This window comes from Psychrobacter cryohalolentis K5 (assembly GCF_000013905.1).
GTDB lineage: Bacteria > Pseudomonadota > Gammaproteobacteria > Pseudomonadales > Moraxellaceae > Psychrobacter > Psychrobacter cryohalolentis.
The window spans coordinates 1,751,674-1,774,305 of record NC_007969.1; the positions used below are offsets into that span (position 1 = coordinate 1,751,674).

At 42.3% G+C, this 22,632-nt stretch carries 17 protein-coding genes and 1 other RNA gene; 3 read left to right on the top strand and 15 right to left on the bottom strand.

The window, feature by feature from the left end:
* Nucleotides 1–108 precede the first annotated feature (108 nt).
* The gene (locus tag PCRYO_RS12985; protein WP_192941321.1) at nt 109–1,383 is read right to left on the bottom strand and encodes a YadA-like family protein; all 1,275 of its coding nucleotides are present in this window, start codon (nt 1,381–1,383) and stop codon (nt 109–111) included.
* Here PCRYO_RS12985 and PCRYO_RS13165 point away from each other — a divergent pair.
* Nucleotides 1,382–1,585 carry a hypothetical protein gene (locus PCRYO_RS13165; protein ID WP_146110327.1) on the top strand — a complete coding sequence of 68 codons (204 nt, stop codon included), beginning with the start codon at nt 1,382–1,384 and terminating at the stop codon, nt 1,583–1,585. The genes PCRYO_RS12985 and PCRYO_RS13165 overlap by 2 nt on opposite strands.
* A gap of 212 nt (nt 1,586–1,797) precedes the next feature.
* Here the strand turns inward: PCRYO_RS13165 and msrA are convergent, their stop codons facing one another.
* From msrA to ffs, 12 genes are all read right to left on the bottom strand, one after another.
* A complete protein-coding gene (msrA, locus tag PCRYO_RS07285) occupies nt 1,798–3,048 on the bottom strand; it encodes a peptide-methionine (S)-S-oxide reductase MsrA (RefSeq protein WP_011513758.1) in 1,251 nt (416 codons plus the stop codon).
* 177 nt (nt 3,049–3,225) lie between these two features.
* Nucleotides 3,226–4,551 carry an iron-containing alcohol dehydrogenase gene (locus PCRYO_RS07290; protein WP_011513759.1) on the bottom strand — a complete coding sequence of 442 codons (1,326 nt, stop codon included), beginning with the start codon at nt 4,549–4,551 and terminating at the stop codon, nt 3,226–3,228.
* A gap of 209 nt (nt 4,552–4,760) precedes the next feature.
* Nucleotides 4,761–6,446 (bottom strand): ABC transporter ATP-binding protein, encoded by a 1,686-nt coding sequence (locus tag PCRYO_RS07295; protein ID WP_011513760.1) that lies wholly within the window; start codon nt 6,444–6,446, stop codon nt 4,761–4,763.
* A 1-nt stretch (nt 6,447) separates the two neighbouring features.
* The gene (locus PCRYO_RS07300; protein WP_011513761.1) at nt 6,448–7,530 is read right to left on the bottom strand and encodes an ABC transporter permease; all 1,083 of its coding nucleotides are present in this window, start codon (nt 7,528–7,530) and stop codon (nt 6,448–6,450) included.
* A complete protein-coding gene (gene yejB, locus PCRYO_RS07305; protein ID WP_011513762.1) occupies nt 7,530–8,597 on the bottom strand; it encodes a microcin C ABC transporter permease YejB in 1,068 nt (355 codons plus the stop codon). The genes PCRYO_RS07300 and yejB overlap by 1 nt, the downstream gene beginning before the upstream one ends.
* A gap of 91 nt (nt 8,598–8,688) precedes the next feature.
* Entirely contained in the window at nt 8,689–9,468 is a 780-nt protein-coding gene (gloB, locus tag PCRYO_RS07310; RefSeq protein WP_011513763.1) for a hydroxyacylglutathione hydrolase, read from the bottom strand.
* A gap of 90 nt (nt 9,469–9,558) precedes the next feature.
* Nucleotides 9,559–11,391 (bottom strand): extracellular solute-binding protein, encoded by a 1,833-nt coding sequence (locus tag PCRYO_RS07315; protein WP_011513764.1) that lies wholly within the window; start codon nt 11,389–11,391, stop codon nt 9,559–9,561.
* 247 nt (nt 11,392–11,638) lie between these two features.
* Nucleotides 11,639–12,748 (bottom strand): 3-phosphoserine/phosphohydroxythreonine transaminase, encoded by a 1,110-nt coding sequence (gene serC, locus PCRYO_RS07320; RefSeq protein WP_011513765.1) that lies wholly within the window; start codon nt 12,746–12,748, stop codon nt 11,639–11,641.
* Nucleotides 12,749–12,893: 145 nt separating this feature from the next.
* Entirely contained in the window at nt 12,894–13,760 is an 867-nt protein-coding gene (locus PCRYO_RS07325; RefSeq protein ID WP_011513766.1) for a hypothetical protein, read from the bottom strand.
* Nucleotides 13,761–13,865: 105 nt separating this feature from the next.
* Complete coding sequence (locus PCRYO_RS07330) at nt 13,866–16,799, bottom strand: M48 family metalloprotease (protein WP_011513767.1); 2,934 nt, start codon at nt 16,797–16,799, stop codon at nt 13,866–13,868.
* Nucleotides 16,800–16,856: 57 nt separating this feature from the next.
* The gene (locus PCRYO_RS07335) at nt 16,857–17,453 is read right to left on the bottom strand and encodes a LemA family protein (protein WP_011513768.1); all 597 of its coding nucleotides are present in this window, start codon (nt 17,451–17,453) and stop codon (nt 16,857–16,859) included.
* A 205-nt stretch (nt 17,454–17,658) separates the two neighbouring features.
* Nucleotides 17,659–17,755: signal recognition particle sRNA small type (gene ffs, locus PCRYO_RS13010), an RNA gene on the bottom strand.
* Nucleotides 17,756–17,999: 244 nt separating this feature from the next.
* Here ffs and PCRYO_RS07340 point away from each other — a divergent pair.
* Nucleotides 18,000–18,716, top strand: coding sequence for an SIMPL domain-containing protein (locus PCRYO_RS07340; RefSeq protein ID WP_041753125.1), 717 nt, complete (start codon nt 18,000–18,002; stop codon nt 18,714–18,716).
* 98 nt (nt 18,717–18,814) lie between these two features.
* On the opposite strand, the gene PCRYO_RS07345 is transcribed toward PCRYO_RS07340, so the two are convergent.
* Together PCRYO_RS07345 and glnA are read right to left on the bottom strand one after the other, a co-directional pair.
* The gene (locus PCRYO_RS07345; protein WP_226939347.1) at nt 18,815–19,546 is read right to left on the bottom strand and encodes a DUF4124 domain-containing protein; all 732 of its coding nucleotides are present in this window, start codon (nt 19,544–19,546) and stop codon (nt 18,815–18,817) included.
* A 286-nt stretch (nt 19,547–19,832) separates the two neighbouring features.
* The gene (glnA, locus tag PCRYO_RS07350) at nt 19,833–21,242 is read right to left on the bottom strand and encodes a type I glutamate--ammonia ligase (RefSeq protein ID WP_011513771.1); all 1,410 of its coding nucleotides are present in this window, start codon (nt 21,240–21,242) and stop codon (nt 19,833–19,835) included.
* Between the two features lie 749 nt (nt 21,243–21,991).
* Between glnA and PCRYO_RS07355 the strand changes: the two genes are divergently transcribed.
* The gene (locus tag PCRYO_RS07355) at nt 21,992–22,615 is read left to right on the top strand and encodes an anthranilate synthase component II (RefSeq protein WP_011513772.1); all 624 of its coding nucleotides are present in this window, start codon (nt 21,992–21,994) and stop codon (nt 22,613–22,615) included.
* The last annotated feature ends 17 nt before the right edge of the window (nt 22,616–22,632 follow it).

Genomic DNA, 22,632 nt, shown 5'->3' on the forward strand with positions numbered 1-22,632 from the left:
AGTTCACTGGCCATAATCCATTCAATAGTGATAAGAACATGATTAGACTTCATAAAAAAACCTGCCGTATGGCTACGACAGGTTAAAAAAACTAAATCAATAAAATGACTATCGACCAAATATGTACGACATACCAACTCGGCCGCCGAACTTTGAATCAGCAAAACCAAATGCACCACTGACTGACGTGCGACCATTATCTAACATTGTAGCGGCACCAATAGCTAAAGCACTTTCACCCTCATAATGACCCATACCACCAAACACAGCAACCTTGCCTGGTTGGAGATTGGGGATAGCCTGTTGTGTTGCTAAAGAAATAGCCACGCCACTATTGGCTGTTTTTTCCACATCATCGACTCGACGATTTATGCCGTTAGAATAATTCTGAAAGCTGTTATTCAAAACGTCATACTTAGTATCAGTATAAGTATTGGCATCAGTCACTGCTTTGAGCCTAGCCGTATTTAATTGTGTGACATTAACCGCATCAGAACCCTGTGTACCAGCTGCCACATTAATTATCTGACGCTCACTACCTACTGAGCCAACTGATACTGTGTTATCACGGTTTGCTGTGGAGTCACTTCCAAGCACAACTGAGTTATTCACACCCGTACTGATGCCGTTTCCTAAAACTACTGTGTTGTTGCCAGTGACCGTATTATTATTGCCGAAGCTATAGCTACCTGAGCCACTTACTGTGCTTGGATCGCCAATTGCACCAGAGTTTTTACCGGTTACTAAATTGCCCACACCAATACTAATAGATTGGCTGCCTTCAGCTACTGCGCCATTACCTATTGCAATAGAATCTTTACCTGTGGCTTGGGCTGGTGTCGCTGTACTATTAGAGGTCTGTATAGCAACATTGATATTAGCATCCTTACCTGCCTCACCTTTAGCGCCAGTCAAACCTTGGATGCCTTGTTCCCCTTGAGCACCAGTTAGACCGATGTCGCCTTTATCACCCTTGGCGCCAGTTTCGCCTTTGGCACCAATTTCACCCTGTAGGCCTTTAGCACCAGTATCACCTTTAGCACCGGTCAGACCTTGAATGCCTTGTACGCCCTTAGCACCAGTTAGACCGATATCACCTTTGTCTCCCTTGGCGCCAGTATCTCCTGTAGCACCCGTCAGACCTTGGATACCTTGTTCGCCCTTAGCACCAGTTAGACCGATGTCGCCTTTGGCACCAATTTCACCCTGTAGGCCTTGAATACCTTGAATACCTTGATCACCTTTAGCGCCAGTTTCACCCTGTATGCCCTGAGCACCAGTATCACCTTTAGCACCATCCATACCAGCAGGACCCATAGGACCTGGCATTCCAGAGTATCCACAATCCCATGGATGCATATCGCAATAAGGATCATATGCCATGGCAGACTCTGTTGTTAACCATATGCCGCTAACTGCTAGCATACTGATTGTTAAAAATGATATTTTTATATTTGCTCCGCGCATTTTATTATCGGCAGAATTTACTACTACAAGACCCGACACTGTATTCAATTCTCTTTTTAACATAACTCTTCCTTGTAATTTACACACTAAGAAATTCCAATCTAGCCATCAAAAATAACATTAAATTTCAATTATTACTAAACTGATACATTGTACTAATAATTATGACATGAAAATTTAAGAAAATATATTCATTTTTTTGATAGATAGATATGTTCTCTATTATGTTCAATAAGACTATATAGCATCACATACAAAAACCGCTTATCATATCAGTAGTTAACTACTGATATGATAAGCGGTTTTTGATTTCTTATGACAGTAAGGGAATTAGCTAGCTGATTTTACGTCATTGATCCATCTACCATAGCCAGCCGCTTCCATCTGCGCCAGTGGGATAAAACGCATTGCTGCTGAGTTCATGCAATAGCGCTTACCCGTCGGTGCCGGACCATCGTCAAATACATGACCGACGTGTGAATCTGCATAACGGCTACGAATCTCGGTACGGGTGCCAAATATTCCTCGATCTGCCTTTTCTACGACAAAGCTAGCATTCAGTGGACGAGTAAAGCTCGGCCAACCTGTACCGGACTTGTATTGATCACGAGACGAATATAATGGTTCACCTGATACTACATCGACATACAGTCCAGGTTCTTTATTATCCCAATATTCGTTATCAAAAGCGCGCTCAGTACTATCTTCCTGAGAGACTTTATATTGAATGTCACTTAGTGATTTTTTAAGATCAGCTTTTGTCGGTTTTACAAAGGTATCTGGGTCAAAGCCTGCACTTGTCTTAACTGTCGACGGCTTTACTGCAGCTGACGAGGTATTCGACATTGCTGACTTTGCACTGGTTACAGTCGGTTTGAATTGGTTGAAATCTAACTCATATTTTTTGCCATAGACACTTTCAATGAACTGGTAGCGACCAGAGTTAAACGTATAGGCCTTATAACGTAGTGGATTCTTTTTGTAATAATCCTGATGATACTCTTCTGCTGGATAAAATTCGCTAACAGGCACAATCTCGATTACGACTGGCTTTTTATAGACGCCAGAGGCTTGCAGCGATTGCTTGGCAGCTTCGGCTATCTGTTTTTCTTGCTCACTATTATAAAAAATAGCTGGGCGATACTGGGTGCCTCTATCTACAAACTGACCTTTATCATCAGTAGGATCAGCGATTCGCCATAGTGCTTGAACGATACCATTGTAGGTAATCTTGGTCGGATCATAATAAACTTGAGCCGCTTCCGTATGACCCGTACCACCTGCTGATACTTGTTTATAAGTTGGGTTTTTAGATTCGCCACCTGTATAACCTGACACCACCTCTACCACACCAGGAATCTTTTCATAACCCGCCTCGACACACCAAAAGCAGCCACCAGCGACCGTCGCTACTGCTAAATTAGGGTCAGTAGGCGCATAAGGATTGTCAATGGAAACATCTTTTATGGTAGGCGGTTTTTCAGTGGAGGCGCAACCGACATAAAAGACACTGCTCGCTACTATCGCCATACCCACGACTTTAGCTGGTAATTTATAATTCACTAATAATCGGTGTGTCATGAAAGGCTCCTAAGGGTAATATCATGTAACCATCGTAACCCTTAGGTCTCACAGAAATATTCCTAAAGTGTTGTTTATATACACCATATTTAATGAATGGCCATAAAAAAAGCTTATTACCTTTCGATAATAAGCTTTCTATTAATTCATGACTAGGTTATTCATTTAGCAAATCATCTATGCAACTTTATCGCTCTTAACATCAGTATCGGCATGCTCATCACTGGCTTGCTGAATCTTCGTTAAAATGCTCTTGATTTCAGATGCTGACAGATACGTTGGCACCGCATAAGTATCGCTGACTTCTTTAGCTGCGGCTTTAGCAATGCTATCAAAGTCAGTGGTTTTCATACCTTTAACCGTTGGATCAATATTTAAAGTAGCGATCAATTCGCGAACTTGCGCAATCAGATTATCTGCAATCACAGCATCACTCTTGCCGGCTTGACCATCCTTAACCATACCCGTTTTTCTAGCCAGATCTGCTAGTCTCTTTTTGCTTGCTTGACGATTGACATCAAGTACATAAGGTAACACGATGGCATTGGCGCGACCATGCGGAATACTATAATACGCACCAAGCTGATGAGCGATGGCATGGACATAGCCAAGGCCCGCTTTATTAAAGGCAATACCGCCGTAGTGAGCGGCAATACCCATTGCTTCTCTGGCTTTGAGATTGCCGCCGTCTTTATATACTACTGGCAGATTCTGCATAACTGACTTCACCGCAGAAGCCGCATAATAGTCGGTCTCGACGCTCGCATTAGCACTCATCCAAGCTTCTAAGGCGTGGGTCAACACATCGATACCCGTATCCGCTGTGATATGAGCCGGCATCCCTTTCATAATAACTGGGTCAATAGCGGCGGCTAATGGCACCATTCTTGGGTCGATAGATAGTGCTTTTTGATGGGTTTTATCATCTGATACAACTGCACCAAGTGTCGCTTCCGAACCAGTACCCGCAGTTGTAGGCACACAGTACAGCGGTACAGAAGGCTTTCGTGCTTTAAGAATGCCGATAAGTTGCTGCGGCTTGCAGTTGTTACCTTGTGACATAGCAATCATTTTAGCTGCATCAATCACAGAGCCGCCGCCGATAGCAATAATAGAATCGCATTTAGCATCAACGGAGATGCGTAGCCCTTCTTCAACCACTTTAAAAGTAGGGTCTGGCGTAATACCGTCATAGACTTTATAGCGGATATTTTTGCTATCTAGATAATCAGTGACTTTTGCAGGTATACCAAGCTTATTCAATACCGCATCAGTGACGATAAAGACATTGGTGCTACCTTCATTAATAAGCATGTCGCATAGCTCATCACAAGAGCTTTCGCCGACGAATAACATCGGTCTTCTAATCGGGATAACATAAGCAAAGGCTTTTAGTACTTTGGCGCGTGTCTTGGCAACGGCTAAATAGCCAGCATGCTGTAATCCATCGGTACTTACTAACTTATTACTTACTAATTTAGCAATACTATTTTGTTTTTTCATGGGTATAAAAATCCTTTTTTAATGATGCTTTTAATGGTAATAATGACCGTTTGAACTAACCGAATAAATCAAGGTTCAAATAATATACATAGGACTAGGTTCTATATAAAGTAAACTACTGTCCAAACTTATTGTACCATTGCGATTTTTGGTATGTCGCTATTAGTATGAACTGCTATGTTCTGAGTATTTAATATCATTTACTTAGGCTATATCACACTCGCCTGAAATAATTGCTTTGCATACGGATGTTGTGGATTATTAAACACGTCTTCGGTACGCCCAAACTCAATGCACTTGCCTTCTTTTAACACTATAATTTGCTGACACAAGGCACGGACTACTTTTAAATCATGACTGATAAACACATAGCTGATTTGCAGTTTCTCTTGAATTTCACGTAGCAAATTTACTACAGTGACTTGCGTAGTGCTATCAAGCGCAGACGTTGGCTCATCCAATATTAAGAGACTTGGCTGCATAATGAGTGCGCGCGCAAGCGCCACCCGTTGACGCTGACCACCTGATAGCTCGTGCGGATAACGCTGCGCAAACTCTAACGGTAAATGCACGGTAGCAAGACTGTTCATTACTGCCTGCTGACGTGCTACTTTAACAACGCCTTGTACTAACAGCCCTTCTTCGACGATTTCCATGACAGTCATACGAGGGTTGATACTGGCAAATGGATCTTGAAAAACCATTTGAATCTGTGAGCGGAAGGTGCGCAAATCACGTTTTGATAACGCCGCAATATCTTGATTATTCACCACTACCTGACCACTGACACGCGCTTGATTGCTAAGTAACTGACTTAACGCAAGGGCAATTGTTGTTTTACCCGAGCCTGACTCACCAACGATGCCCAATGCCTGACCTTTTTGCAGGCTCATATCGACGTCTTTAACAGCCTCGAACCAGCGTTTGGTACCGCCAAACAGACTTTTTTCAATTGGAAACTGTACGTGTAAATTGCTGACTTGCAATACGGTTGATTGCTGAATTTTATCATCATTAGAGAAGTTCAGCGCTTGGCCAAAGTCTTGTTTGATTAGCGAGCGGGTATATTCTGCTTTAGGCTGACTAAATACCGCTGCAGTTCTACCCTGCTCAATAGTCTGCCCTTGACGCATAACGATGACTTCATCACTGTAGCGCCTGACCAGATTGAGGTCATGGCTAATCAATATCATCGCCATATCGTGCTGACGTTTAAGATTATCTAATAGAGCGAGAATCTCATGTTGCAAGGTTACATCAAGCGCGGTGGTTGGCTCATCAGCGATTAAGATGTCAGGTTGCTGCGCTAATGCCATGGCAATCATCACCCGCTGACGCTGACCACCCGATAACTCATGCGGATAGCGATTTAGCTTATCAGTAGGATCGGTGATATTGACATCATTTAACAAGGCGATACTTTTTTCATGCCATTGATTTTTGGATACTCCGATTAGACGGAGCGATTCTGCAATTTGTTTGGCAACTGTATGCAATGGATTAAGCGCTGTCATTGGCTCTTGGAACACCATGCCGATGCGCTGACCACGTACATCACGTAGAGCTGCATTACGTGTTCTATCGTTGGCTATCGGTAATGTAGTCATTCCTACTGTATCTGCTAACTGCACTTTACCAGTAACGGTCAAACTATCTGGGAGCAAGCCTAATAGCGCGAGACTTGCGATCGATTTGCCAGAGCCTGATTCACCAACGATGGCTAGTGTTTGACCTTGCCTGAGCTCATACGTTAGCTTATCGACTAAAACAGTACCCGAAGTGGTTGCAATGTTAAGCTTATCCACTGTCAGCATGAGCTTATTTGATAAATTGCTATGATTGTCATTTAAAAGACTATTTTGCTCAGTAGCAGTTGTCATATTCTCAGTTGTCATATTAAGAGCGCCTCGGATCAAAGGCATCACGCAGTGCTTCGCCAACGAAGATGAGCAACGACAAAATAAAGGTTAAACTAAAAAATCCCGATAAGGCCAGCCAAGGCGCATCAAGGTTGTTTTTCCCTTGTACCATCAGCTCACCCAGCGACGGTGACCCAGGCGGTAAACCATAACCTAAGAAATCTAGCGCTGTTAACGCAATAATATTGGCCGTTAAAATGAACGGCAGCTGTGACAAGCTTGATGCTAGGGCATTGGGCAAGATGTGCCTTAGCATGATTTGGCTGTCGGAAGCCCCCAGATTGCGCGCCGCACGCACATAATCAAAGTTACGCGCGCGCAAAAACTCTGCCCGTACCAAACCAACCAATCCCATCCAGCCAAACAATAACATCATCGCAAATAGCATAAAAATACTAGGGCTAAATAAGCTGACCAAAATAATAATCATAAACAGCTGCGGCATACCGCCCCAAACCTCCATGAAGCGCTGACCAGCCAAATCTATCCAACCACCGTAATAACCTTGTATCGCACCGACGATAATACCAATTAATGCACCGGCAAGTGTCAATGCCAGACCAAATAATAATGACACTCGCATGCCATACAGTATACGCGCCAGCACATCGCGACCCAAGTCATCCGTACCAAGCCAATTCTGGCTATTGGGTGCCGCTGGATATGGAATACCTAGCTCAACGTTTGGCGTCTGATCAGCAAACGGAATGATCGGCATCACATAATAACCCTGCTCAGTAATCAGCGTCTGTACCGCAGGATCTTTGTAATTGGTCTCGGTCTCAAACACTCCGCCAAAAGTCGTCTCAGGATAGGCTTTTAGTACGGGGAAGTAGTAATCGCCTTGATACTGTACAAGTAGCGGCTTGTCATTGGCAATCACATTGGCTGCCATACAGATCACAAATATCAAGGCAAAAATGAACAGCGATATGACACCAAGACGATTTTGACGAAAGCGATTAAGTCTTGCCTGCCAGATAGGATTTAGGCGACGTTTTTTTTCTATAGCAATAGCAGATGCGCTTGAGTGCGTTGAAGGTAATGGATGACTTGACATTAGCGCCCCTCAAAATCGATACGGGGATCAATTAAGTGATAACTTAAATCACTGATTAACTGTAATAACAGTCCGACCAAGGTAAAAATAAACAGCGTGCCAAATATCACGGGATAATCACGCTGCTGAATGGCTTCGAAACCTAACAAGCCCAAACCATCAAGCTTAAAGATAATCTCAATAAGGAAATTACCAGCAAAGAAAATGCCAACGATAGCCGCTGGAATACCGGCGATAATAATCAGCATGGCATTACGAAACACATGTCCGTATAGCACTTGACGCTCAGCCAAGCCTTTGGCACGAGCAGTAAGCACATATTGCTTGCCGAGCTCTTCTAAAAAGCTAAACTTGGTCAAATAGGTCAAGCCAGCGAAACCACCAACCGTACTTGCTAGCAGCGGTAGCGCCAAATGCCAAAAGTAATCTTTGATTTTACCCAGCACGCTCAATTGATCAAAATTCTCAGAGGTCAAGCCTTGCAGTGGAAAGATATTCCAGTAGCTACCACCTGCAAAAAACACCAGTAATATAACGGCAAATACGAAAACGGGAATCGCATGGCCGATAGCTAGTAGCATGGCTGTGACTTTATCAATCCCTGAGCCATGATGCATGGCTTTATAGACCCCTAGTGGAATCGCTATCATATAAATCAGCAGCGTGCTCCAAAGCCCAAGCGAGATTGAAACGGGTAGCTTCTCGATAATCAAATCAGTGACCGATTGCCCTTTAAAAAACGACTCCCCAAAATCCAGCTGGGCATAATTTTTTAGCATCAGCCAAAAGCGCTCAGGCGCGGATTTGTCGAAGCCATATTGTGCATTAATCGCCGCCACCATCTCTTCTGATAGGCCGCGCGTGCCTTGATACGTACTATTATTACCTGAACTACCCGCACCAATATTACCACCCAAGGCATTGTCTTTTGCACCTTGCTCAATCATGGCGAATTGCTGCTCAACAGGACCGCCGGGCGCTGCTTGTACAATGACAAAATTCGCCAGCAATATCAAAAATAGCGTCGGTAATATCAATAACAACCTTTTTAAGATATAACGACCCATAATGGCGGCTTCCTAATAGTAAGAAATATGGCAATAGAAATAATGCGCAGCTAATAACTCTCAAAGCGTCAGTCGAAGCATTGATTAGAATTTAAAAGTTATTTTTAAGCTCACGTAGAGCTGCAAATACAGTCAAAGATTTATCATCATCGATATTAAACTGAGCTTTTACACCTGCAATCACACTCGGCTCTTGCGTCCGTAAAAACACATTGATCGCACGTTCATGTCCTAAAGTAACAGGGAGCGTCGGAATGCCTTGTGCGGTTTTGTCTTCTGCTTGTGCCAAAGCTTGCTGCATCGCTTCATTATCAGGCTCAATCGACAACCCAAAACGTAGATTGCTAGCAGTATATTCATGTGCAGGATATAACAGCGTCTCAGCTGGCAGTCCATTTAGACGCTTAAAGCTGTCATGCAACTGCTCAATCGTTCCTGTAAACACACGTCCGCATCCAGCACTAAATAAGGTATCGCCACAAAAGCAATGCTTAAGGCCATCGATATCTAATATATAAGCCATATGGCTAGCGGTATGACCTGACACATCCCAAACTTGTGCAGAGCAGCCCCACGCGCTTACTGTACTGCCATCTTTGATGGTCTGATCTTCATCGACATTATGCTCGGTATGCGCAACCAGATGCGTCATCGGATACGATTCTTGTAACTCTGCAACGCCGCCGATATGGTCATGATGATGATGAGTCGTCCAGATAGACGTCAGCTCTAATCCATTTTCCTCTAAATAAGCAACAACTGGTGCCGCTTGACCCGGATCAATAACAATGGCTTGCTTGTTACTCTCATTGATTAGTGTCCAAATATAGTTGTCATTGAATGCTTTAATTGGGTGAATACGAATACTCATACTAAATCCTTACCAGTGGTTATCTTTATTGCTAATGTCTATTAAATTCTTTCAAATTACTTTTAATGTCATTGTCACTGTCACTGTCACTTACTGTTTTAAATATTGATTAACGCGTGCTTCTGCTTTTTTATCCGTCCACCAGTAATCAATACCGATGGCATTAGATGGCAGCTTTTCAGTATGACGGTATTGATTCCAATACGCGACATTGGTACTAGACTTACCATATAATGGCACCAAATAGTGACCTGCACGCAGCAGGCGATCGAGCACTTGAGTATAGAGTACAATCTCATCACGGTTTTTAGCATTGGCAAGCAACGCTGTCACTGTATCGATAGCAGTATTTTTTATGCCAGCCGTATTATGATTACCAGGCTCATCAGCCGCCGCACTGCCCCAAAATGCCGCTTGCTCAGCACCAGGCGATAAGCTCTGGGCGAATACATCGACTACCATGTCATAATCGAAACGACGCACACGCTCATAATATTGTGCACCATCCACTTGGCGTAGCGTCACATCAAAGCCTAAACGCTTTAGATTACGAATATAAGGCAACAACACTCGACCCATGGTTTCGCCTGTCATTAAAATTTCAATCTGAGCAAGCTTGCCATCCGGCTGATACAGCTTCATATCTTCATAATAAAATCCAGCATCTAGCAACAGCTGCCGCGCTTTTAACAACCCTTCGCGATTAAAGCCACTACCATCACTGGTTGGCAGCTGCCACTCCATTAATACTGCTTTGCGCTGCATTGGTTCAAGTTTAGATAATAATGGAATTAGCACCTGCATCTCTGCATCTGTCGGCGTGCCAGTGGCGGCAAGCTCTGATCCATGAAAAAAGCTTTGCAAACGCTCATACTGCCCATGAAATAAGGTTTTATTCATCCATTCGAAATCATAAGCTGCGGTTAAGGCTTGACGGACACGAATATCTTGAAAGATGGGCCGACGCATATTCATGATAAGTGCTTGCATCGGCACTGGATTTTGACTGCTTATTGATTCTTTACTAATAAGACCTGCTTTTACTGCGGGGAAATTATAACCCGTTGCCCAGTTAGACGCTTTATTCTCTGGGCGAAAACGATATTGACCCGATTTAAAACCTTCAAAAGCAATCTCATCACTCTGATAGTAGACAAACTTAATCATATCAAAATTATAACGACCACGATTGACCATCAAATCACGACCCCAATAATTGGGATCACGCACATAACTGACTGCCCGTCCCGCATCAACACGCCCTAATTTGTAAGGACCGCTACCCATCAATGGCGTTAGGCTAATTTTTTCAAAATCAGCATCGATAGAAGACTTGGCAAAAATAGGAAATTGACCAACCGTTAATAAAATCTCTTTATTTTTATCAGAGGCAAAAACAAATTTTACTTGCTGTTTATTAATAATCTGAATGTCTTTAATATCCCCCAAATAGCTGCGAATATACATCGGCCCTTTGTTCAGTATCGCGTCGTAAGTGGCTTTTACATCATGACTGGTCACCAATGATCCATCCCAAAAGCGTGCGGCAGGATTGATATGATAAATAATCCAGCTGGTATCATCAGGGTCATAAGTGACCTTACTTGCCAGCTGCGGATACATGGTAAAAGCTTCATTTAATGAGCCAGTCATCAAGGTATCATATAGATAGTCGGTGCCAGCCATTGCTACCCCCGTCGTCATCCATTTATTAGCCGCATTAAAAGTACCGCGCGCATCAAGCGACAACGTGCCACCGGTGGGCGCATTTGGATTGGCATACGGCATAAATGGGGCGTCGATATATTCAGTAGGACTATTATGACCAAGCGCAGTAGTAGTGATCGGCACCGCGATACTGGCTGGTATCCAGCTCGCCATGGTCACTAATAGGACAGTTTTTAGCATGGTATTTTTTAGCATAATAAAGTTATAACAAACCCCTGTGCTAGCCCAATGAATATGGTGATAATTGACTAAAGTTCTGCTCTATAATGGAAAGCAGTAAGTGCCGCAAAATTTTATCATAACAAACTTAGATTTTTTAACCTAATGGTTTGCAGCGTGAAAGTGACTCTATGACACATTATTCACCAATGATAAGCATCAATGCTCATAAAAAAAGACGCAACTCATAAAAGTGCGTCTTTTTTCCAAAAACTGTACTGACTTAGGCGTGCTTCTTTTCAAACGCAATCATAAAGTCGACCAGCTGCTGTACCCAGTCTAGCGACACCGCATTGTAGATGCTAGCACGCATACCGCCAACATCGCGGTGACCTTTTAGATGCAGTAAACCTGCTGCTTCTGACTCTTCTAAAAATACTTTATCAAGACTGCTGTCAGCCAACGTAAATGGGACGTTCATGATAGAACGATACTTAGTGTCGACTGGATTGCTATAAAAGCGACTATCATCAATCGTTTTATAGAGCAAATCCGCTTTTTGTTGATTGATTTTTCCGATAGCAGCAACGCCGCCTTGCTCTTCTAACCAATCAAAGACCAGACCTGCCAAGTACCAAGAGTACGTCGCTGGCGTGTTTGACATAGATTCTTTTTCGGCTTGGTGTTCATAGTTCATGAGTAGCGGGCACCACTCACTTGCCTGCCCTAATAAGTCTTCGCGAATGATGACAATAATTAGCCCAGCTGGACCAATATTCTTTTGCGCACCAGCATAAATCATCCCAAATTTAGACACATCAATCGGTTGTGACAAAATGCAAGATGACATATCAACGATAATAGGCGCATCAACTTTCGGTGGCTCAAATACTTGCAAACCATGAATGGTCTCATTGGCACAGTAGTGGAAATACGCCGCATCTTCGCTCAGGTTCCAGTCACTTTGGTCTGGCACGTCGGTAAAGTTACTGTCTTTGCCTGTTGCCACCAGATTAACCTCACCAAGGCCTAAATTAGCATAACGCTGCGCTTCTTTAATGGCTTTTCCTGACCAAGCACCAGTAGTGAGGTAGTCACCGCGTCCACCATTTAACAGATTTAATGGAATGGCTGAAAACTGTAAGCTGGCGCCACCTTGCAAAAACAGCACTTTATAATTGTCTGGAATATCCATCAATGAGCGCAGTTTGGCTTCAGCTTTTTCAGTAATCGCGATGTATTCTTTACTACGATGGCTGATTTCCATCACCGATACGCCGCGTCCTTGCCAGTCTAGCAACTCTTCTTGAGCACGTGATAACACGGCGGTCGGTATAGTAGCAGGTCCTGCTGAAAAATTAGGTACACGGTTAGGAGCGGCTTTGGTAGTCATAATCATTATCCTAAATATGATAAAATCATCGTTGTTAGTTGGGTTTTAAAAATTATGGGATTTAAAAGTTAACCATTGAAATACTTCTTACGTTTTTATTTTATTGGCTAACGACTATGTTGCTTATACAAAATGATCAAAACTTTCACTGTTGATCAGCCGAACCAGAAATCATCTCCCAAAGCGTGCGCTTTAAGCGACTATCAGTAAGCATTTCATCTAACGTTGGTGCAGCAGTCAAATCGGGATGCTCAAGCCCTTCAGGTAACGCAGTCAACGCCAACACCTTTATTTCTTCTTCGCAGCGTCCAATTTTAAAGACATGTCCAGCAAAACTGGCATTGGCAAGCTCAGCCGTATCCATGCCCTCACAGATAGGGAATGATGTTGTCTCACAAGAGATTGATAGCGCTTGTGTGATATTTTGCCACAGTTTTTGGCTGTCATTATTAAGCGCTTGAATATCAGCAATGATTACCCAATCGCCATAACGACCACCTTGTAAGTCGAACGGTGCTACCTTAAGGGCATGGTCATAATGACTGTCATTAGAAAATACCTGCTCATCAAACAGGGCAACGTCTTGTTGAACGACCGTATTTATCTTAGAACCAACTGCGGTATCAGGGCTGACTGCATCAAAACTATAAGTAACTGGGCTTTGCTGGTTAAAGGTATGCGCGCTTATATCTTGGAGGTCGTCAGTTCCCGCTTCATTATATGGATAAGCAGAGACATTATGGTCAGCACTGCTATCTAATATTTCAACGTTTTCTTCATCTGGATTTACGATGCTGACAACTGGCTGTTCATTATTTGGCTGTGTCTTGACGTTGCTAGAAGTAGAATCAGACTGAGTCATACTGGGCATGACAGTAGATGCTGCAATATCACTGATATTAAGAGTTTCTGAGCTTGGCTGCACCCACTGATTGATACCCATCATCGCTAAAATCTGACGCTGCTGTACACGGTGCTGTAATACCAGCTGCGGGTCTTGGATATCACTCATGCGACTCTACTATCCTACTTATATAAAATGGGTTTACAGGCTTTTACTGTCAAAAACGATGTTAACCATTACTTGACGCACTAACTATAAAATCGTCCAATCTACCTAAAAAAGCTGTCTAACACCAAGCCAGTGCTCTGCCAGTATCGTTAAGCAATCATATTCATCTTGGCTGACTATCGTATCGTGTAACATCACTGTATGCAATGTACTTAGCCATTGACGATAATTGCTAACTATATATAGATTATCAGTAATGACATCATCAATATGGCTGTTTTTTATAGCGCTATTATACTCTATTTGACCATCACTCTGCTGCCTGTCTTGATAATTATCACCAGCCTCTTCACTGTCTATGCTTGATGATATAAAAACAGGCACTGCTTCTATCAATGCCAATAATTGCACACTATTTAAATTTTGTGCAGTCAATAGTAGCCATTGTAAATTTGCATCGCTCACTGCTGTTAAATCAATATCAATCAGGCGTGCATGACGGCGTACATATACAACATAATTGGACACACTAAAACTTCTATCCCTCAGAGCTGATGCTACCTGACCTTTGACATCTTTTGATAATCGGTAGGCTAGTAGCGTTAATATTGTTTTTTCAGCGTTGCCAAGGCTGTTAAAAACCTGACCTGATGGATCAAGCTGGGCATAAATATCATCTAAACCAGCTCGTAACTCCAGTTGCCATGATTCATTGGCGCTTGATAAATTATGGTTTAAAACACCAGACAATATAGGCAGTAGTTGCTGTAAGTGCAGCGCCTGCCATAATGACAAAATTGACGGTGACCGAGAGATTGTATTCTCTGAGCGCGTGAATACTGGTTTAGGCTTATCAATATAACTATCATCGTTGGCTATATTATCAGCAAAATTTCTGCTCAAATCGACGATTAACTGGCTTTTAAACAGCTGAGTGATGCCATGCTGATAGCGCATCAGCATGGTACGAGATTTTGTTTGCTGTTTATAATATAGATGGCTTTGGTGGCTATGACTACTTTCACTTTTTAAGCGTAATTCATTTATCACGCTTTCGGATAAATTATGCTGGGATAGTTGCTTTATAGCCAATATTATCAAAGCACTATCTAACCGCCGATCAATACCAGCAACCACCTCTAGTAACTGCTGATCTATGGCATGCAACAATATTTTCTGATCACTCATTGTATCAATTCGAGGTTTTACATTAGACGTAGAGCTACTATCAGTCGTAGTCACTACCCTATCTTTAGGAATACCACTCCAGATATCTGATAAATCATAAGTGGCAGTGGTAGACAATATGCAACCTTGATGGCATAACATCACCGCCTCAATCAAAGCCTGCGCACCCCGCGGATGATAACTGTGATTAAGCACATATTGTGGCAGTGACACCTTGTTTATATCAGCAGTACTGATTAAATTTTTTGCCAGCAGGTCGCTATCATGCTTTGCTTGCCATGGCCTTATCAGCTGACGTGTACCAATAGAGATTGCTTTTACTTGTAAACGCCCATCAACTATCATATCCTTCTCTACAGCGAACTCAAGACCTGAGTCCGTGTCTAACTCACTACTTATCTCTGTATCATTGTTCTTATAAATACTAGGTGATGACTGAGATTGAAGTATGATTTTTTCTGGCGATTCTGTACTTAGGCTATTATTTCTTCTTTTTAGGCTATTTACTGTTATTACTCCCCAATCACCCAGCCGGCGCTGCTCATAAACTTCTTGTACTTTCTTCTGATTAATACGTTTTTCTTTGGCAACTTGTATGGCAAAGTCGTGATAAGTATTGGCATTAATGGCGCTCATACGCTCACTCAAACTTGGATGAGTAGCAAACCATGAGACATCACCTAGGTCGGCGCCGCTACTGGCAAAGAAAAAATGACTAAGTCCATTAATATCGGCGATACCTGTCAAGCGCGAACCCAAGGAATCTTGATGAATGGCTTGCAAGGTTTCCATAATTGCTGGCGAGCGTGTGAGCTGTATACTGGTCGCATCGGCTAGCAATTCACGCTCGCGGTTAAAGCTGTGCTTGATTAGTTGGGCACTTGCCATACTAGAGAAGCTCAACCCATGTATTAGTAATGTCCAGATATTACGCGGTGCTTGTCGATCTATTACAGGTCTATTTTGCAACCATTTCGACTGACGCTTGGCTGAGGACTGCTGTTGTTGTGATTGCTGCTGCCAGTAAGTGACCCACTCACTATGAGTGGTAAAATGGGCGGTTTGCGCCTCTGTACTGCGTGCAAAATGATCAACTTGTCTCTGTGATAGAGACTGATGGGAAGTGATATCAGTATCAAGAGAACGATGATTGGAAATTGGATCACTCCAGTCATAGAGTAATTGTAAGCCTGCCAGCACAACCATTAGTTGTAGATTAAACTTGGCATCACCATGTAATAGATGACCATATTCGTGCCCTATCAGACCATATAGCCCCTCATCAGACAGTTTATCAAGTGCGCCTTGAGTAACTACAAGCGCCATATCTTGACTATGACGACCTGCAATAAATCCATTGATGCCTTGCTCGTTAGGCAACACATATAATATTGGCATACTAAAACCTGAAGCAATCGCTAGCTGCTGGGCAATCTCATAATAGCGACGATAAACAGGCGGGAAATCACGCTCATCACGTACCGCAATTTGGCGTGCACTGAAGCGAACCTTTGGTACAGGCTCATGCTGATGGGCAATCCCTTGACTATGCTCCCACGCATCTTGGCTGTGGTCGATAAATAGGCGAACCCCGCCCACACGCTGAGCAATAGCGCGACCACCCGCTTCTAAACGTCTGTACTCTAAAAAACTGCCAATGACAAAGCTACCGATTATCCAGACCACAACCAGTATCAACACCCAATGATCAATGCCACCAGTAAATATCGTCAGCAGCAGCGCCATGATACCCAGCGCTACTGCCAGATGTGCAAAGACAATGAGAAAAAATAGCCCATAGAGCAACAGACTTCGCTGAGTACGGGTGCGCTGTTCACCAAAAAAATCCATCTAGTTGCCGACTTAAAAATAGCTAAACGCATTTAGGCATCCGAACGTAATGAAACATCAGCCCATATTGACGACAGGTGCTTGTGCAATCACATTTCTGTCTTCAAATACTAGCGGGCTTAACGGGCGAAAGCCAAAAGTCGTGCTAATCAGATTATTGGGAAATACCTCGCGGTCATTGTTGTAGAACATCACGCTGTCATTATAGTGCTGACGGGCAAAGCCAATGCGGTTCTCAGTATTGGTCAGCTCATCCATTAACTCTTTAATCATGCTGTCTGCTTTTAGCTCAGGATACGCTTCCACAACCGCTGAGAACTGTCCTAATGCTTTGGACAACATACTCTCAGCCTTGGCAAATAGCGCCATGTGTTCAAGCGAGTCTGGCTGATGCTTGCTAGAATCCTGCAGACTCTGAGCATGGTTGCGCGCACTAATAACGCGTATCAGCGTCTCTTCCTCGTGAGACAAGTAACGTCTTGTAGTTTCGACTAGGTTTGGAATCAAATCATGACGACGTTTTAGCTGTACATCTATCTGCGCAAAACCATTTTTTGCTTGATTACGGGCGCGTATCAACTTATTAAATATTGATGCACCAAAAATCATTACAAATACAACCACTACAATGAATGACCAAACAAACACTTTCATCGTCAGACTCCAATACGCTTTGTATTAATCTTATTGTTAATAAAAGTTACTGTATTGTATTTTAACTTATATAGTTTACTAAAAGTTCAAAATAAGATAAAAGACAGGCGAAAAAAAAGCCCTTTATAATGAAGGGCTTCTTATTAGGATTCAATATTTGGGCTTATTTATATTTTATTATCAAATTTTGGGCAAAAAAAAGCGACCCCATCAGCACATCCTCGGCACACATTATAACTATTACCGTTGCTACCTTCCGGTCCTGGCGGGATTCATAGAACAATGTTGCGAGGCTACCAATGGGGCCACCAGCTGCAGATTATACAAGAATTTTTTATTATTACAACCCCAATCGTAAAACTGTTCGCTTTTTATACTACATGCGCCTGTAACTTAAGTGACAAAATTCTCACAGCGATACTTTTAAATTTTGCTATTTTAGCTAAGAAGCTTAAATGCTATAAAAAATGCCAAATAAATAAAATGCATTTTTATGGCTTTCAAATTAACTTCTTCAAACACAATTACGTCATTCAGGAGATTATGATGAAAAACATATTAACTAGTAAAGCTGCTCTCAGCACTGGTACAGCGCTTTTATTAACAGCGATGATGGGAAGCGCTCATGCAGCACCAACTGGCTACGACCAACTTACTTTTCAGGCAGAAGTAAAAGAAGAGATTCAAAACGATGAGGTCACTGCCAGCTTATATAAAAAAGCACAGGCAACTGATGCAAAAGCATTAGCAACCACATTAAACACTTCGATTAATAATGCTTTGAAAATCGCTAAACGCTACCCAACTGTCACCGTCAGTACAGGGCAACAGCGTACCTACCCACGCTATGATAAAAATAATAAAATCATTGGATGGACAGGACAGGCAAATATAGATCTAAAAAGTACGGATTTTACCGCAACTAGCCAGCTGATTGCTGATTTACAAGAAACCTTAGTGATGGAAAATCTCAGCTTTGGTGTTTCAGATATCAAAAAGAATGCGCTAGAGCAAAAGCTAATGACCGAAGCTTCTCGCGCCTTTCAGCAGCAAGCTAAAAATATGACCCGTGCTTGGGATGCACGCGGCTATCGTGTCGTCAATGTCAATCTAAACACTGGTAGCAATTATCCGCGCCCGATGTATAATGCAATGAGTATGAAAGCTGAGAGTGCTGATGCGTCTGTACCAAGCCAAAACTTTGAATCTGGTAACAGCACCATCTCAGTCACTGCCAATGGTACGATTGAGTTGACTAAATAAAATACAGTCAAAGTTATATGAAAAGATGAGTATGAATAAAGGCAATCGCTGATATCAGTGATTGCCTTTATTTTTTAGATAACATTATTCATCATAGGCTACTTTATAGCTGGTTGCTCAAGAGTCATAGGTGTGTCTACTTGTGGTTTATTAAAGGTTTGCATATTAGGCTGTTTGCCATCTTGACGCAGTTTTAACAACACCTTTTGATGCCAAGGCAAGCGCTGATAAGCCAAAAGCTGCTCAGCAATTTTTTTATTATTTTGCAATGTCTGCGTATTTTGAATCACATAAATAGTGCGTGATATCTGCTTTAACGTCTGCCCTTTCGCGTTTTTAATCACAGCATGAATAACATGAGAGCCCGGTAGGATATCAACCGTAGAAATTGAGGCACTTAAACCTTGGGCCATCTCATTACCATCAAGCGTAATACTCACACTATCTCTTACTTGTAGTGCAGGTTTAATTTGTAGAGTGACCACGATACTTTGCGCCGGACGACGATAGGCACGCTCTTCGCTAGGCTCAATCATCGTCAATTGATAACTGACGCGTGGTGCTTGAATTGCGATTGAAGCACTTGCCATCGCTGGCGGTGTTGCATTGCTAGTGACCATTGGCTTAGCAGGTGCAATAGGATTACTATCTACTGCGGTGCTGTTATTAGTAGCATTATTGGATGTAGAGCGAGTGTCCGTTATCACAGAAGTTTCACTAATTTGCTTGCCCGGTTTATTTTCGTAGTTCTGCGGGCGATCGGTAAAGGTGACTTGACCCGTTTTCTCATCAATGACTTTATAAATAGCAGCGGCATTTGTAACAGGCATCCAAAGACTAGCCGTGCTAACTATAAAACCCGTCAGCAGGCTTAAAGTCACACTTTTATTCAAAAGATTACTTTTTGATAATAGAGTCATAGTCAGTCAGCCTAATAGATACTTATTATTAATATACAGATGAAACTATTATGCGTTACTTTTCATATTAAAGCAGTATCGTCTGCACAGAAATTTTGTCAGCTCAGTCAACACACATATTCAAGAGCAAAAAAAAACCAGCTAAGATCTACTTAACTGGTTTTTTATTAAAATCATTGAGCGTATCAGCTATAAATTAGCAGCTGTAATACAAGTCAAACTCAACTGGATGAACAGTAATGTTGACGCGCTGTGCTTCTTCTTGTTTTAGAGCAATATAAGCCTCTAACATCTCTTTAGTGAATACATCGCCTTTTAATAAGAACTCATGATCATCTTTTAGTGCTTGTAGCGCCACTTCTAAGTTTTCAGCGACCGTTGGGATTAGTGCTTCTTCTTCTGGTGGCAAATCATATAAATTTTTGTCAGCTGCTTCACCTGGATGCATTTTGTTTTGAATACCGTCAATACCAGCCATCAACAACGCCGCAAACGCTAGATATGGGTTGGCTGCTGGATCAGGGAAACGTGCTTCAACACGCACTGCTTTTGGGCTACTAACGTGCGGAATACGGATAGACGCTGAACGGTTAGATGCTGAGTACGCAAGCTTGATAGGCGCTTCATAATGTGGCACAAGGCGCTTATAGCTGTTGGTTGATGGATTGGTAATCGCATTAAGTGCACGAGCGTGTTTAATGATACCACCGACAAAATACAATGCCGTTTCAGACAAGCCCGCATATTCATCACCAGAGAAAGTATTGACACCATCTTTTGAGATTGAGATATGGACGTGCATACCAGAACCATTATCACCAACGATAGGCTTTGGCATAAAGGTTGCGGTTTTTCCAAACTGATGAGCAACATTATGTACGGCATATTTGAGTTTTTGCACTTCATCTGCTTTGCGTACTAGGGTGTTAAAAGCAACGCCAATCTCTAACTGACAAGGCGCAACTTCATGGTGATGGACTTCGATACAACCTTCACCAATCATATCTTCAATGCGATCACACATGACGGTACGCATATCTTGTGCGCTATCAACCGGTGGCACTGGTACATAACCGCCTTTGACACGTGGGCGATGACCCATGTTGCCCCACTCGTAGTCTTTGTTAGTTGACCAAGCGGCTTCTTCAGCGACGATTTCATGACTGACACCAGACATGCCCACAGACCATTTTACTTCATCAAACACAAAGAATTCAGGCTCAGGACCAAAATAGGCAGTGTCACCAATACCGGTAGATTTTAAATACTCTTCAGCACGGCGCGCAATAGAACGTGGATCACGGTCATAACCTTGTAGGGTTGATGGCTCAATGATGTCACAAGTCACAACAACCGTAACCGCATCAAAGAATGGGTCAATAAACGCCGTATCAGGATCAGGACGCAATATCATGTCTGATGCTTCAATCCCTTTCCAACCAGCAATCGATGAGCCATCAAACATTTTGCCATCTTCCATCGATTCTTCATCAACGCTATGAGCTGGAAAGCTCATATGATGCTCTTTACCGCGGGTATCAGTGAAGCGGAAATCAACCCATTTAGCGTTGGATGATTTGATCAGATCAAGTAGTTTATTTGACATAGATAGTTTCCCTAGTGATTATCATGGTACTGAAATTATAGTAATGGCTTTGTATTACTAAACAGTGCTGAGGTTGAAGATAACGATTTTTACTCGTTATTCATACTAATAGCCAGTATCTGTCTTTATTATTAATGACACATTTTTATCAATCAGACAAATGCAATTGCTATATTAGCAATATCTCGCTAATAATGTTGCACTCTTCAGACGCCGATTGATAAATAGTTTGTGCTGCAAGGCAATACAAGATACTTGTATGCTAGGAAGATGCAACAGCCATGCCAACCTAGCTAGTTTCATTACTCTAGATCATCAGATTTTTAGTTTATTACCAATAAATACAGTCGGTTAAATAAAATACAGACTAATCTTCCAGAAAAAATATTGTCTCACATTTGCTTCTGACAATGAATATCGACGATTCAATATCATAATATTAGCATCATAATAGTGCATAGATAAGAATATATTTAGTGCACGTGCACCATAGTGGAACATTTACAAATATTTTTTGAAAATATACTTTTTTTAGCCGCGGTAATGGTGCCAAGTTGCCGTTCCATTAACGATTAAACATCCTTTTATCTATCGACATTCAATCTATAGAATCATCACATTTGATAGACGACAAAATAATGTTAATATAATGATGCCATAAAATCTTTAACATTAAGTGACATAGCAAACTGCCATACAAATTTATTAATCAATGCCAACAGTAAACATCTCAATAAGTTGAAGCCCTCATGATTCTGATGATCGATAACTACGACAGCTTTACATATAATATTGTACAGTACTTCGGTGAATTGCAGCAGGACATCACCGTTTGTCGTAATGATGAGATTAGCATTGAGCAAATAAAAGCGCTTGCGCCTGACGTCATCGTTATCGGTCCTGGACCTTGTACCCCTGATAGCGCTGGCATCTCACTTGAATTGATTGATACTTTTAAAGGCATGATACCAATACTGGGTATCTGCTTGGGTCACCAAGCTATTGGACAGGCGTTTGGCGGTAACATAGTCAAAGCAAGCGAAGTGATGCACGGACGCTTATCCGCTATTTACCATAATGGAGAGGGTGTGTTTATGGATTTACCCAATCCTGCACAGTTTACCCGCTATCATTCACTGGTCATTGATAAATCAAGCTTACCAGAAGGCTTTGAGGTCACTGCTTGGACACAACATATCGATGGCAGTATAGAAGAAATCATGGGTATTCGTCACCGTGACTTTGCCATTGAAGGGGTACAGTTTCATCCTGAATCTATTTTAAGCGAGGCTGGCTATCAGCTGCTTAATAACTTTTTACGAGCGCATCATTTGGCTGTTATAGACACCGATAACTTGCCACAGGTAGGCTAGCCGCTAGAAATTATCTA

What these genes read in the sequence shown, in the direction of transcription:
- yejB (WP_011513762.1), bottom strand. Translation starts at nt 8,597, where the DNA reads ATGGGTCGTTATATCTTAAAAAGGTTGTTATTGATATTACCGACGCTA.
- PCRYO_RS07325 (WP_011513766.1), bottom strand. Translation starts at nt 13,760, where the DNA reads ATGAGTGATATCCAAGACCCGCAGCTGGTATTACAGCACCGTGTACAG.
- glnA (WP_011513771.1), bottom strand. Translation starts at nt 21,242, where the DNA reads ATGTCAAATAAACTACTTGATCTGATCAAATCATCCAACGCTAAATGG.
- PCRYO_RS07290 (WP_011513759.1), bottom strand. Translation starts at nt 4,551, where the DNA reads ATGAAAAAACAAAATAGTATTGCTAAATTAGTAAGTAATAAGTTAGTA.
- PCRYO_RS07300 (WP_011513761.1), bottom strand. Translation starts at nt 7,530, where the DNA reads ATGTCAAGTCATCCATTACCTTCAACGCACTCAAGCGCATCTGCTATT.
- PCRYO_RS07355 (WP_011513772.1), top strand. Translation starts at nt 21,992, where the DNA reads ATGATTCTGATGATCGATAACTACGACAGCTTTACATATAATATTGTA.
- serC (WP_011513765.1), bottom strand. Translation starts at nt 12,748, where the DNA reads ATGACTACCAAAGCCGCTCCTAACCGTGTACCTAATTTTTCAGCAGGA.
- PCRYO_RS07330 (WP_011513767.1), bottom strand. Translation starts at nt 16,799, where the DNA reads ATGGATTTTTTTGGTGAACAGCGCACCCGTACTCAGCGAAGTCTGTTG.
- PCRYO_RS07315 (WP_011513764.1), bottom strand. Translation starts at nt 11,391, where the DNA reads ATGCTAAAAAATACCATGCTAAAAACTGTCCTATTAGTGACCATGGCG.
- PCRYO_RS07345 (WP_226939347.1), bottom strand. Translation starts at nt 19,546, where the DNA reads ATGCCTGTTACAAATGCCGCTGCTATTTATAAAGTCATTGATGAGAAA.
- PCRYO_RS13165 (WP_146110327.1), top strand. Translation starts at nt 1,382, where the DNA reads ATGGCAGACTCTGTTGTTAACCATATGCCGCTAACTGCTAGCATACTG.
- PCRYO_RS12985 (WP_192941321.1), bottom strand. Translation starts at nt 1,383, where the DNA reads ATGGCATATGATCCTTATTGCGATATGCATCCATGGGATTGTGGATAC.
- PCRYO_RS07295 (WP_011513760.1), bottom strand. Translation starts at nt 6,446, where the DNA reads ATGACAACTGAGAATATGACAACTGCTACTGAGCAAAATAGTCTTTTA.
- gloB (WP_011513763.1), bottom strand. Translation starts at nt 9,468, where the DNA reads ATGAGTATTCGTATTCACCCAATTAAAGCATTCAATGACAACTATATT.
- PCRYO_RS07340 (WP_041753125.1), top strand. Translation starts at nt 18,000, where the DNA reads ATGAAAAACATATTAACTAGTAAAGCTGCTCTCAGCACTGGTACAGCG.
- PCRYO_RS07335 (WP_011513768.1), bottom strand. Translation starts at nt 17,453, where the DNA reads ATGAAAGTGTTTGTTTGGTCATTCATTGTAGTGGTTGTATTTGTAATG.
- msrA (WP_011513758.1), bottom strand. Translation starts at nt 3,048, where the DNA reads ATGACACACCGATTATTAGTGAATTATAAATTACCAGCTAAAGTCGTG.